We start from the raw sequence: 12,667 nt of genomic DNA, 5'->3' as shown, positions 1-12,667 counted from the left end.
TGAATTGTGTGTAAAGTCTGAAATAAGCAATTGACGACTTTTGCAACCAATCAAAATTTCAGAAATTATCGAGAGATCGGTATGTCTATCATCAACTCCCAGCTACCAGCTCGATTGGACGATTATTATCACCAAATCAAAGCGGTGATTCTCAATCGTCAAAACCCAATTACGGGACTTCTACCAGCCAGTACCGCAATTAATGCCCACGGTAACTATACCGATGCTTGGGTACGTGATAACGTTTACAGCATTTTGGCGGTTTGGGGATTAGGTTTGGCTTACCGCAAGCTGGATGGTGATGGGGGGCGTACTTTTGAACTAGAACAGAGTGTTGTCAAGCTAATGCGCGGGCTTTTGTTCTGCATGATGCGGCAAGCGCACAAAGTAGAACGATTTAAAGAAACCCAATCCCTCTTGGATGCCCTGCACGCAAAGTACAACACCAGTACAGGCGATGTGGTTGTAGGCGATGACCAATGGGGTCACTTGCAACTTGATGCGACTTCTCTATTCCTGCTGATGCTCGCTCAGATGACTGCATCGGGATTACACATCATCTTTACAATCGATGAAGTCCATTTTGTCCAAAATCTTGTTTATTACATTGGTCGGACGTATCGGACTCCTGATTATGGAATTTGGGAGCGAGGCAACAAGGCAAATCACGGCAATCCTGAACTAAATGCCAGTTCTGTCGGGATGGCAAAAGCCGCATTGGAAGCGATCAATGGGCTGGATTTATTCGGTGTTCATGGTTCAGAAGCATCAGTAATTCATGTATTACCCGATGAAATTGCGCGATCGCGAATCACACTAAAATCCATATTGCCTCGTGAATCTAGCTCAAAAGAAACGGATGCAGCTCTTTTAAGTGCGATCGGGTTCCCCGCTTTTGCCGTAGAAGATGCCCAGCTAATTGAACGTACCAGAAGCAACATCGTTAAAAAACTAGAGGGTCGCTATGGCTGCAAACGCTTCTTGAGAGATGGGCACCAGACCGTTTTGGAAGACACGACTCGTCTACATTACGAACCCTGGGAACTGCAAAAGTTTGAGCATATCGAGTGCGAATGGCCTTTGTTTTTTAGCTACCTGCTGCTAGATGCTCTGTTTCGAGGAGACACTGAGCAAGTCCAAAAGTATCAGGAGCGTTTAAAAGGTTTACTAGTGGAGCGAGACGGTATTGGGTTACTACCGGAAGTGTATTACGTTCCCCATGAGAATATAGAAGCGGAGCGAAAGTCACCTCATAGTCAGCCGCGTCTTCCGAATGATAACCTCCCTTTGGTATGGGCGCAGAGTTTGTACTTTCTAGGTCAGTTGCTGAGTGAGGGATTACTCGCCCCTGGTGATATTGACCCTTTGGGACGCCATTTGAGCATAGGACGTCACCAAGACCCAGTTGTACAAATTGCCTTGCTCGCAGAGGATGAAGATCTAAAAGCGAAACTGGCAGCTTATGGCATTGCAACGCAGACACCGAAACAGGTAGAGCCAGTGCAGGTACGGCAAGCCACCGAACTGTCAGCGGTTTATGCTCAAATGGGTCGCTGTGACTTGCTGGCGTTGACAGGACGCCCGGTTCGACGATTACGGAGTCTAACGACATCGCGAATCTTTCGGATAGGGCGAGAGACGATTGTCTTCCTGCCTGCGTTTCTAGACCAACAGCAGTTCTACCTAACTCTTGACTATCATTTTCTGGTTGATCAGATTAAAAGTGAACTCACTTATATTCAACGCCACTGGGGAGAGTTGGGGCGTCCGACAATCACGCTGCTATTGACTCACAGCATGTTACAAACAGAGGCTGACGCGGCAATGGGCAATGGAAGTGTGGGAAGTAATATTGTTCCTGACCCTAGCACTAATCCCCAATTACCAGTACTCGCGTTGATCCAAGAATTGAAAGATGGCTTGTGCAATGGTGTTCGGGTGAAACTAGGGCGTCTCAACCAGTTGATGCTGACAGCAGGAACTGAGCGGATTGATTTTCTGCATGAGTTTGAATTTACACAATCAGCCGTCAAAGATGCAGCATTGCGCTGCTACTACCTCAATAGCCATTTTGGGAAACATGGTCCTTTAAGTCACACCCAGGAGTTTCTGCTGGAGTGTGAAACGAACCTCAAGTTATTGCTAGACAGTTTACGGGAGTCGCAAAACCTTTACGAGCAAATTGAGCTGTTACGTACTCTCAGGCGTTTGCGGGGGTTAGATTTTGATACCGGATTTGGTGGACCTGGAGTACCCGTGACAGTAGCGGATTTGCTCAATGAAGTTTACATCAAAGCGGGTATGGAATCAGCTTCTCCTTATTGGGGAATCGTGCGTCAAGCGGCAGGTTTGCTGAATAAGGTAGATATCAGCTTGTCGGATGCGGTGACTGATATTTTGGTGCGTGGGAAACAGATTACGGTTGGCAGGGCATATAGTGAGGCATCGTTGATTAAAAACCCGATGTCGCACCAGGAAATCCGGGCGAAAATTGATGAGTTTTGTCGGGAGGATATTCGCGATCGCGTTCTTACCCAAGAAATCCTGGTCTACCTTGGTATCCTCATTAAATCAGAACCCGGTTTACTGGATGGTTTGCTGACGCTACGGGTTGGCTATCTCATTCTCCTCTTAACCAGCGAGTTGGCGGCTGAGCGAGGGGTTACTCAGGATGAAGCCTATGAACAACTGATGCACGCTAGCCCCTGTGAAATCAAAATGCGTGTCCGTTCTTGTTTAGTCGGCTATGAAGGAATGAACCAAAAGCTACGCCAGCAGGAATCATTGCACGTCAAACAGCCTCAACAAGGAATCGACTGGGCTGTCTTATCGGGGGGGCAGGATGAGACAGAGGAGGAACTTTACTCGATTGGTAGCTGGGTGAGGAAGCGTCAGCTAGATGGTAGTGCGGGTCGTGTTCCCAAAGACTTTTATCCCAGTGTTTGGCGAGTCATGAAGCAGTGCAAGGGCTTAGTTATTGGCGATAAATTGGAGCGCCGTAATCGTTTAGATAGCCAGTTAATTCTTTCAGAGATGACACCGGGGGAAAAGAACTTCGCACTGCGGGTGGAGCATTTGCTCAATAAGATCGAGGCACCGGAATATCGCAGTGTGAATATTGAGGCATTGATGGAACTTGCCGCAATTTTAGAGCGCAATCCTGAGTTACAAATTGAAGAATATGTGGTGCTGGATGTTCTGATCGGTCATGCCGTGCGGTTAGCATGGCTAGAGCGGTACCCCGAAAAAGCCAACCAGTATGACGAATATAAGGCTGCTGCTTGGCGTGCCTTTTACGCAACCTCACCCACTGAGTGCGCGAGTCATATCGTGAAGGCGTTCCGATTCTTGACTCAAGTTGGACAGGCGATTACTGCTTAGGAGTCGTGCCGAAATAACTTACTTTTGGGTTAGGGCAGGACTTACGCAGAACCTCTATCTATTCATATCTATAGGGTGCGTCACGGGGCACCCTATAGATATGAATAGTGTTTAAACGAGCAATTGCGTAAGTCCTAAGGAAAATTGATGCCTCAGAAATTATCAGTGCAATCGTGCTGTGTAGATTTCTAGTGCGGAAATTGCGAGGCGCTAATTGAATCTAAATCGAGGTTGCCTTAACTAGATAGAAAGTTTGCTTGCATGAATTACCCAGTATCTGAACGAGTTGGTGCATTCATCATCCGAAAGAATGTTAAAAGCCTTTACGAATTACTGCTGTTCGAGCATCCAGACTGTGAAGAATCACCGATCCAAATTCCTGGAGGTGGAATTGAATCAGGAGAATCTATTGAAGCAGCACTGAATCGAGAAATTCACGAAGAAAGTGGTTTAACGAATCTGAAAATTATCCGCAAGCTGGGAATCGCTGATATCTGCTGGCTGGATACAAAAATAACAAACCGCCGTCACTGCTTCCTCCTAGAAGCCTCCTTTATTACTCGCGATCGCTGGGAACATATTGTTCACGGCGATGGTATTGATGCTGGATTCCGCTTCTCCTACTTCTGGCATCGTCCGGCAATCGATTTTACTCTACCTGACGAGTTCAGAGTCTTCATGACTCCACACCATATCCCCGAACTATACAACTCGGTTTCGTAGATCGTTATCAGTGGCGAGAAAAAACTATTGGTGAAGAGGAGTGTTGTGATGTCAGGCGACCTGCAAGAGCAAATACACACGATGCAACAGCGAGTAGCCGAATTGCAACAGCACATTGGCGAGTCTTCTTCACCCCAATACCAACAGGAAATCATAGCAGCAGGCTTGCAGGAACTCAACTTCGCTTTGCTAGGTGAAGCTTGAACTAGCTGAGCCACCTATTTAGCGGCTTGTTTGACGGCTTCTTCAGCGCGATCGCCGTATTCATGATCTACACTGTTCGCGTTGCCGAATTCTTCAGTCATGCAATGGTAAATGCGATCGGCAACTCGGTGATTGATTACTTCTTCATTGACTGGGATAAAGCCAATCTGAAGTGAATCCCTGTTTTGCTGCTAAGGTCGTTAATGGTTGAACTGTAGCTTCATAAGCATTCCTTAGCCTCTCTCTGTCTAGTAAATCTTCTGGGCTAGTTTTCAAATCACTCATATACGACTCCACATGATTAGTCCATGATTTCTCTCCTAGATTTTCATAAGAGATAGTGAGTCCAAGATGCTGAACAAAAACAAAATCTGCAAAATAGAGTTGTGCTGGTAAATTATTAGATTTTGATAAATTTACTTCTGGAATGACCGGGATTAAATTCCAGAGCTGATCGTGAGCAACAAATGACCAGGGTAAATAATGATCGAGAGAAATATTATCTAAACTCAAAGTTTGACCCGAATAAATACATTTTATATTTCTATGCTCTAATACTAGCTTCCAATATTGTTTTTGCTTAGATAAAGAACCTCTTTGTTGAGGTATAAAAATTTTGTTGACAATACCAGGAATGCTAGGATTCCTCCGTTGCATATAGTTCAGCCATTCCCAAGAAGCCCATCCACGAATTATGGTGTAGTGCTTCTCTATATATTCAGCCCAGTCAGGATGAATAACAACTGATTGACAGTCTTTGTATTTAGTAGATTCAAAGCAATAAAAAGGCTTTCGAGATTGAAAATACTTTTCTGCGATAGCAGGCATAGCAACATCTAATTCATTTCCTCTAGCTCGGTTAATACCTTCTAATTCTTTCTCTAGAAACGGAATAATAAGACGAAATGGCACATATTTTCTAAGATAAGAAATCACGCCATTCAAATTCTGGGATGCAATTGCCTTACGTAATATTTTTTTGTCTGTATCTGTAAATTTCAATATTGGCTCACTAACCTCTAGAGTCAGAGAATCAAGTTTTTGTGCGATTTTATCTTGCGCTCCGAATGATAACTTGAAGTATGTATGTGGATACCAAGCATTAGCTAGCATTTCAACGATTATCTCTTGAAAACTTATAGGCGAGAGAACTTCAAATTGTCGCCTTTTTAAGATATCCAAGAGCGAAATAAAGAAAAGATACTTGTATGAAGTTGTCGTATCTGTAAACAACCTGGAAAGCGCAGAAACGTTGACCTCATCAGACTGAGGAAGTTGGCTGGATGCTGGAATAGCCAGAGCTGTTGGCTCATCCTCTGTACAATCTCCTAAATATAGCTTGACGAACTCTTTAGAAGCCTCTGGATTGATACCCCGAATTGCCTTGACAATTTCTGCAACTGTCTCGGCTGTGGGATCAGTCTGCTGATGAAACCAGTGAAATACGATAGGGCGGTCAACCCCCAATGCAGTTGCCAGACTGCTCTGACTGATGCCGTAGGTTTCCAGTACTTGTCTAAGTGCTTTGCCTGCCTGTCCCATACCAGCGTCAGCCTTCTGTTAGCTTAATTGAGCAATACTGCCAGGAAGTTCGACAGGTTACACTACATCTTCATAGGCATGGGGAATATCCTACCGAAGATCGCGTCTCAGAACTGCTTACTAAACCAGGATGCCTCCGATATAAAAAAGTTCGAGCTGCCTTCCATGAAGCAAAATGTGAACAATGACCATCCCAGCTAGGGGTGGGTTGAATAGCCTAAGTCCTTACCACAGGACTATCTCCGAGACTTATATATCATGTTAGGGTGGATTGAAAGGCGCGCTTCCTTCACACTATCTCTATATAGATAGTCAAAAAATGACATTAATTTGTCACTGCCAGTTAAGCGTCAGTAATTTGTCACAGCGACACTTAATTAGTCTTAACGACACTAATTTGTCACCGACGACAATTAATTAGTCACTGTACACAACAAGTGGGCGATACTGGTTTCGAACCAGTGACCTCTTCCGTGTGAAGGAAGCGCGCTACCACTGTGCCAATCGCCCAAGGTTTCCTAATTTAGCATAAGGTAGCGCCACGCAACAACTAGAGCAAATAGCATTATTCTCCCTGTGGATACTCGTCCCACAATGCCGTCATCGTCTCTCGCAAACTCTGGTGGTTGCCATCACCTAGAATCAGGTGATCCAGTAGAGGAATACAGAGTAATTGTGCTGCCTTCAAGAGTCGTTCGGTTAAAACAATATCTTCTGGACTGGGTTCAACACAGCCTGTTGGATGATTGTGAGCAATAATCACTCGTGTCGCTCCCTGACGCAGTACTTCTCGGAAAATATCGCGGGGATGTGCTAATGTCTCCGTTGCTGTGCCAATCGTAATTACTTTAGTTCCTAGCAATTGATTCTTCGCATCTAGCAGTATGGTCGCAAATCGCTCTTGATTTTGCCACATCAAGTCGTGACTGAGGCTAGCTGCCGCCGCTACAGGACTATCAATTACTGTACGTTCTGTCGGTCGAGATAGAAACGCTCGTTTTCCTAGTTCAACTGCTGCCAAAATTGTTGTCGCTTTAGCTGGTCCGACACCATGGATATTAATCAATTCCTGATGATTAATGTCCCGTAACACCTCCATCGGATCACGTTGATTTTGGCTTAACTCCTGCAAGATGTATTGCCCCAAACCCACAGCAGAGAGCTTACCTTTACCTTGACCTGTGCCTAATAAAATTGCTATCAGTTCTGCTGTCCCTATATTTCTGGCTCCTAGAGCCATTAATCGCTCACGAGGACGCTCACTAGTTGGAATATCGGCAATTCTTAAGCTGTAAGTCATAGATGCACTCGATAACGCTGACTAACTGACAAATTTAGAGGACTTACTCATAGAATTCCCTGGAATCCCGACAAAGTAACAGCTTTTACTTTGCAAGCACAACTAAACTAGAAGGCTTAACTGAATAGGAACTCAGGAAGTTTTGTCAGTCAATCAGCAAACTTATATAAGTGTCACTTCAGCTTCAACCTTGCCTCAGTGGAGTAGAACCCGTTCAGGAGGGACTAGGAACAGTGACTGGTTGGTCTGCCTGATAGATGTTGGCAGCCTTGAGCATGTGATAAGTAATGAGTAGTTGCGTAAGAGCTAGTGGATAACTTTGGAGTGTTTCTCCAGTTGTACCAACGACTGTGCCAAGCTCTTGATTGCCTTCCAGACTACAGAATTTACCCAAGTACGGAATCTCGTTACAAAGCATCCGTTCTAGTTCCTTTACCTGTTCGCTAGTGGCATGACCATCAATTTCTAGAACATCAACTGGCTTACCCATATCCCGGTCTAGTTCTAAACGGATAGCTGAACTGAGATGAGATGTGCTGGGGTTAAGAATTCTAGACAAATCGGGGTGTGGGATGTTAGGTCTGAGTACTAGGCGTACATTCAGCAGTAAATCATTCCCTTCACCTGCCTCGTCTGGTGGGTAGAAGCTAACGACGATATCTGACCACTTGCGCTGAGGACGGATAAATTCCTCTGAATCCGATTCACGCTTTCTCAGTTGCTCAAGAACTTGTTCCTCAGTGTAGCCACGCTTACGAGTATCACGCTTGACTTTCCACTGTGTGCGTAGAGATTCCGGTGGTGCCAAATAGACCCTCACATCATAGCACTCGCGTGCCCCACGGGTAGAATAACCAAGCAATCCTTCAACAATCACAAACTTACTCGGCTTGATGTACTCTGGCGGAGCAAACTCACCCGTGCTGTGATTGTAGATTGGTTTCAGAATTGGTTGTCCCGTGCGTAGCAAACTTAGGTGCTGATGGATGATATCGAGGTAGTTACAGTCGGGATGCAGTGCCGAGATTCCCATTTCAGCACGCTGTTTGCGATCATAGCGGTGGTAATCATCCGTACAGATAACCGTGACGTCATCTTCTCCCAATACTTGAGCAATTCCCTTCGTCAGTGTTGTTTTTCCGGCGGCGCTATCACCGACAATGCCAAGGATGATGGGGCGATTAGTCATGGTTCCTCTTGCTGCTTAGGCTGATTCAGTGGTGGACTCCCGATTCGTTTAATTCTAGGAGGGAAGGGGAAGTGGATCAATCCCAAGTTATGCAACTGATCCCAATGCAGCCACTGCTGAACCATGACCTTTACAAGCTGGAGAAATAAGGGAGTGGCGAGATGGGGAGATGAACATTCCCCACCCAGTTGGTCACAAGCCGCTTCCTTTATTATTTGCTAGCCAATTCACTGGCAAGTTCATCCGTTCTTGCTGCCATAATGAAGTCGTTTTTGTGTAGCCCAGAGATGGCATGAGTCCACCAAGTCACTGTTACCTTGCCATATTCTGTTAACAAAGCTGGGTGATGCCCTTGCTCCTCAGCTACTTCTCCTACCTGGTTGGTAAAGGCTAGGGCTGTCTTGAAATCTTGGAATTTGTAGGTGCGCTCCAGACGTAGTTCTCCCTCTGGCTCAATTATGTTCCAGTTAGGAATCTGAGGCTTGAGTTCGGCTATCTCTTCTTTGGTCACGGGTGGCGAGTTTTTGGTACAGGCATCGCACTTTTGTTGTGTGAGTTGTGCCATAGCTATTTCCTGAGCTTATTACTACCAAGCCTCTATATTTAAGCAGACACCTGTTAGTTCGACAGATTTAGAGAGACGGTCAACTGCTGTTTGAGGCAAGGCTTGGTCAGGTTTGAGGATTCTGTCACCTTTTTTGATGCGATCGCCTTTTTTGACCTTCACTTCTTCAATGGTACCGCCACAAGGCGATCGCACGGGTCTTATTTTTTCGCAAGTCCTAAAACAGTTTAGAGTGCCACAATCACTCAACTCGCCTCTCAAGATTAACTCTCACTCTAGCCGACAGACCTAAAATAGAAATAGAGACTGTTAAGAAGTGTAAGGTTTTCATGGCTGATCAGTTAATTCGCGCCACAGCGGCGGAGGGTGGCATTCGAGCTGTCGGTGTTATTACAACACGCCTCACCGAAGAAGCCCGACAGCGCCACAAGCTCTCTTATGTTGCGACTGCCGCACTAGGTCGTACTATGTCTGGGGGATTATTACTTGCCTCTAGTATGAAGCGAGAAGGGTCGAGGGTCAACATTCGCGTTAGGGGTGAAGGTCCCCTTGGGGGAATTCTCATTGATGCTGGATTGGATGGAACTGTGCGGGGTTATGTAGACAATCCAGGGGTTGAACTGCCACCGAATGAGCAAGGTAAGCTTGATGTTGGAAAAGCAGTGGGTCCAGATGGTTACCTTTATGTTGTCCGGGATGTTGGCTATGGCTACCCCTATTCCAGTACGGTTGAGCTAGTTTCTGGTGAAATCGGGGATGACATTGCTCACTACCTCGCCACCTCCGAACAAACGCCATCAGCTTTAGTTATTGGTGTGTTTGTTGGGGCAGAAGGGGTTACGGCTGCTGGAGGTATATTAATCCAAGTAATGCCCAAAGCGGCTAGAGACGAGGCGTTAGTGCAAACTCTAGAAGGACGCATTGCTAAGCTGGCAGGATTCACACCCCTCCTACAAGCAGGCAAGACATTGCCAGAGATTTTTGAACAGCTACTGGGCGATATGGATTTGGTGATTCTGCCAGAAGTCCAGATGGTACGTTTTCACTGTGGTTGCTCGTTTGATCGCGTATTGGGGGCGTTGAAGATGCTGGGTGAAGCGGAACTTCAGGATATGATTGAAAAAGACAATGGCGCTGAAGCAACTTGCCATTTTTGCGGGGAAGTTTACCAGGCGAGTTCTGATGAACTGGCTCAGTTGATTGAGGATTTGCGAACCGAATCGGTTTGATAGTATCTATCGTTAGAATTGTTAGTTGCCTTGTCGTTACCCAGATTGTGTAAGATTGACCCTGTTCGTTGTTAGTGCCAGCCTCTGAAAGTCAATGTTCACAAAATGCAAAAACTCTTGTGGATCTTGAGCAAAAATAGAAGATCGATAAAAGTATTGTAATTCCTCAACGCATTGCTGAACAATGGTTGTAGAAGATTTGGTGGCGACAAGGTTCTACATTAAGGGCATGATAGTAGTGCTTGCCAGTAGTGACAATAAAACAACACCATTGAGATAGAAAGTAGCTTTTTCTGTCCATGGAGGGTAGGATTGCAACTACTAAGAGTGCTACAAAGCACGCTGGAGCAAGCGTAGCGCGTAGTGGTGTGAGTTATGACCAGAAATCGAGAAATTCCTGACCGTTGGCCTACCTCGAAGCCTTCCCAGCCCGGTCGCCTGAACGGGCGGCAACGCAAGAGAAGTGACTCTACAGCTAAGCGTCCTGCTTCAAGCTTGCCATCGCAACAACTGTATCCAATGGTTGAACAGCATTTAGAGCCTCAACAGGCTGTACCGGGAGTGCCTTCACCCCCACCGCCACAGCTAAGACAGCCAGCTAGGCGACGCTTTAAGTTCAACTTGCAGGTAGGGGTAGCGTTAATTGTCTTGGGTTTTGGCAGCGTGGGATTTATCGCCGTGGCGCTGTTGTTGAAGCTGCCAGCCGTTCCGAACTGTCCGGCGACGTTTTGGCCTACGGCATCAGCATCGATGCGGCTTTATTGTGCCCAGATTGCAGCCAACAAGCAGACAGCGGAAAATTTACTAGAAGCGATCGCCTTAGTTGAGGCTTTACCGAAAGACCACCCCTTGCGCCCAGAAATTGACCGCAATATCGAAGAGTGGTCACGCGATATCCTGAAAATTGGTGAAGAAAAGTTTCAGGCGGGTCAGCTGAATGAAGCGATCAAGATTGCTAGACGCATTCCGACTCATGTCGCGGCATACAAGCTGGTAGAAACGGAGATAGGGCGTTGGCAGTCAATCTGGGCAAAAGCAGAGGCACTGTATCAGAAAGCCGAGAACCAGTTAAAAGAGTCAAACTGGAACCTGGCGTTTAGAGAAGCCGTAAAACTCACTTATGTAGACAATAAGTTCTGGGCAACGGTCAAGTATGACAAGCTGGTTGATTTGATTCAGATTGGACGGGAAGCGAGTGCGAAGCTCGATAAAGCCTACCAGCTCAGTAAAACGGGTAGGGTAGATGATATCCTAGCAGCGATTAAACAGGCGGAAACTATCCCTCGTGAAAGTTTTGCCTACAAAGAGGCGCAAGATTTGATTGCGGAGTCTGGGAATAAACTGGTCAAGATTGCACAAGACAGACTTGAGAGGCGTAACTGGCAAGGTGTTTTAGAGATTGCCAATAAACTTCCCGCCAGCGTCAAATTACCGGAGGTGAAAGCTGACTTAATTGACTTAGCGAATGCAATCTCCTCAGCAGAATCCGGAACGGCAACGGATTTGGAAGCGGCGATCGCATCGGCCCAAAAGCTGACTCCAGACCGTCCCCTGTATGAGAAGGGGCAGCAGTTGATTAGTCGTTGGCAGCGAGAAACTGAAGATGTGACTCGATTGGAACGAGCGCGGACATTTGCGAATTCCGGTCTGACAAGTGACTTAAGGGCTGCGATCGCAGAAGCTGAAGAGATTCCTAATGGTAATCCCCGCTATCAGGAAGCGCGTAAAGAAATTACCCGTTGGACTAGCCAAGCCGAGACAATCGAAGACCGACCCTATATTGACCGTGCGGTACAAATTGCCAATCTTGGTGGGATTGCGGCTTTGCAAGAAGCGGTTCAGGAAGCTAGCCGGGTTGCCCCTGGTCGTACCCTTTACCGGGAAGCACAAGACAAAATCAGGCAGTGGACAGATACAATCCAGCGAACACAAGACCAGCCTTACCTTGACCAAGCACGTAGTCTCGCCTCCGCTGGTAACCTTCCCGCCGCAATAACTGCCGCACAGCAAATTCAATCTGGAAGAGCGCTGTATCGAGAGGCACAAGGCGATGTCAATCGCTGGCAGACGGAAGTCAGGGGTCAGCAACGTTTACAGGAAGCTTACCAAACTGCCAATCCGGGTACACCGGAAGCCCTCTCAGCCGCGATTCGAGTGGCAAGACAAGTGCCAACGGCATCGAGTTCTAGAGACAATGCGAGGCTTGTGGTCAATCGTTGGAGCTATCAACTGTTATCCATGGCAAACGATCGCTCATCATACAATATGGCGGAAGCGATCGCGATCGCAAGATTGATTCCTTCCGGTACTGAAGCTTACTCCTCGGCTCAACAACAAATTCAGGCATGGCAAAATATCTTAAATCCACCACCAAGTCCTTCCTTTGAACTCCCCTCTAGTCCAGATGGTCAATTCCAATAAGCTAATGTGCATTTATAGCAGAAGGCAGAGGACAGAGGGTTTATTAGTAGTACGTGGTTGTTTGGGCTGATAAATCTGTCCCAACCTTTACGGCAACAGCTATAAAATTACAT

The 12,667-nt window shown here is 46.4% G+C and carries 11 protein-coding genes and 1 tRNA gene; 6 read left to right on the top strand and 6 right to left on the bottom strand.

Annotation, left to right across the window (positions count from 1 at the left end; genetic code table 11):
• Positions 1 to 81: 81 nt before the first annotated feature.
• From H6F98_RS02110 to H6F98_RS02095, 4 genes are all read left to right on the top strand, one after another.
• Positions 82 to 3,381, top strand: coding sequence for a glycoside hydrolase family 15 protein (locus tag H6F98_RS02110; RefSeq protein WP_192217015.1), 3,300 nt, complete (start codon positions 82 to 84; stop codon positions 3,379 to 3,381).
• 261 nt (positions 3,382 to 3,642) lie between these two features.
• Positions 3,643 to 4,104, top strand: a complete 462-nt coding sequence (locus H6F98_RS02105) for an NUDIX domain-containing protein (RefSeq protein WP_192217014.1) — start codon at positions 3,643 to 3,645, stop codon at positions 4,102 to 4,104.
• A gap of 48 nt (positions 4,105 to 4,152) precedes the next feature.
• Positions 4,153 to 4,308 (top strand): hypothetical protein, encoded by a 156-nt coding sequence (locus H6F98_RS02100; RefSeq protein ID WP_192217013.1) that lies wholly within the window; start codon positions 4,153 to 4,155, stop codon positions 4,306 to 4,308.
• Positions 4,309 to 4,334: 26 nt separating this feature from the next.
• The gene (locus H6F98_RS02095; RefSeq protein WP_192217012.1) at positions 4,335 to 4,484 is read left to right on the top strand and encodes a hypothetical protein; all 150 of its coding nucleotides are present in this window, start codon (positions 4,335 to 4,337) and stop codon (positions 4,482 to 4,484) included.
• On the opposite strand, the gene H6F98_RS34335 is transcribed toward H6F98_RS02095, so the two are convergent.
• The 6 genes from H6F98_RS34335 to H6F98_RS02065 form a co-directional block, all read right to left on the bottom strand.
• Positions 4,453 to 5,850, bottom strand: coding sequence for an HNH endonuclease domain-containing protein (locus H6F98_RS34335; RefSeq protein ID WP_192217011.1), 1,398 nt, complete (start codon positions 5,848 to 5,850; stop codon positions 4,453 to 4,455). The two genes, H6F98_RS02095 and H6F98_RS34335, sit on opposite strands and share 32 nt — an antisense overlap.
• A 438-nt stretch (positions 5,851 to 6,288) precedes the next feature.
• Positions 6,289 to 6,360 (bottom strand) — tRNA-Val (locus H6F98_RS02085).
• 55 nt (positions 6,361 to 6,415) lie between these two features.
• A complete protein-coding gene (radC, locus tag H6F98_RS02080) occupies positions 6,416 to 7,150 on the bottom strand; it encodes a DNA repair protein RadC (protein WP_192217010.1) in 735 nt (244 codons plus the stop codon).
• A gap of 214 nt (positions 7,151 to 7,364) precedes the next feature.
• Positions 7,365 to 8,339, bottom strand: a complete 975-nt coding sequence (locus H6F98_RS02075) for a phosphoribulokinase (protein ID WP_192217009.1) — start codon at positions 8,337 to 8,339, stop codon at positions 7,365 to 7,367.
• Positions 8,340 to 8,550: 211 nt separating this feature from the next.
• Positions 8,551 to 8,904, bottom strand: a complete 354-nt coding sequence (locus H6F98_RS02070) for a 4a-hydroxytetrahydrobiopterin dehydratase (protein WP_192217008.1) — start codon at positions 8,902 to 8,904, stop codon at positions 8,551 to 8,553.
• Between the two features lie 21 nt (positions 8,905 to 8,925).
• The gene (locus H6F98_RS02065) at positions 8,926 to 9,099 is read right to left on the bottom strand and encodes a biotin/lipoyl-binding protein (RefSeq protein WP_192217007.1); all 174 of its coding nucleotides are present in this window, start codon (positions 9,097 to 9,099) and stop codon (positions 8,926 to 8,928) included.
• A 134-nt stretch (positions 9,100 to 9,233) separates the two neighbouring features.
• On the opposite strand from H6F98_RS02065, the gene hslO reads away from it, so the two are divergent.
• On the top strand, positions 9,234 to 10,133 hold the full coding sequence (gene hslO, locus H6F98_RS02060; protein ID WP_192217006.1) for an Hsp33 family molecular chaperone HslO: 900 nt from the start codon (positions 9,234 to 9,236) through the stop codon (positions 10,131 to 10,133).
• 375 nt (positions 10,134 to 10,508) lie between these two features.
• Positions 10,509 to 12,554, top strand: a complete 2,046-nt coding sequence (locus H6F98_RS02055; RefSeq protein ID WP_192217005.1) for a chromosome segregation ATPase — start codon at positions 10,509 to 10,511, stop codon at positions 12,552 to 12,554.
• Positions 12,555 to 12,667 lie beyond the last annotated feature (113 nt).

This window comes from Microcoleus sp. FACHB-SPT15 (assembly GCF_014849525.1).
Classification (GTDB): Bacteria; Cyanobacteriota; Cyanobacteriia; order Cyanobacteriales; family Coleofasciculaceae; genus Symplocastrum; species Symplocastrum torsivum.
Note: the sequence above shows the minus strand (reverse complement) of the source record. Positions and strands in the feature narration are given on the sequence as shown.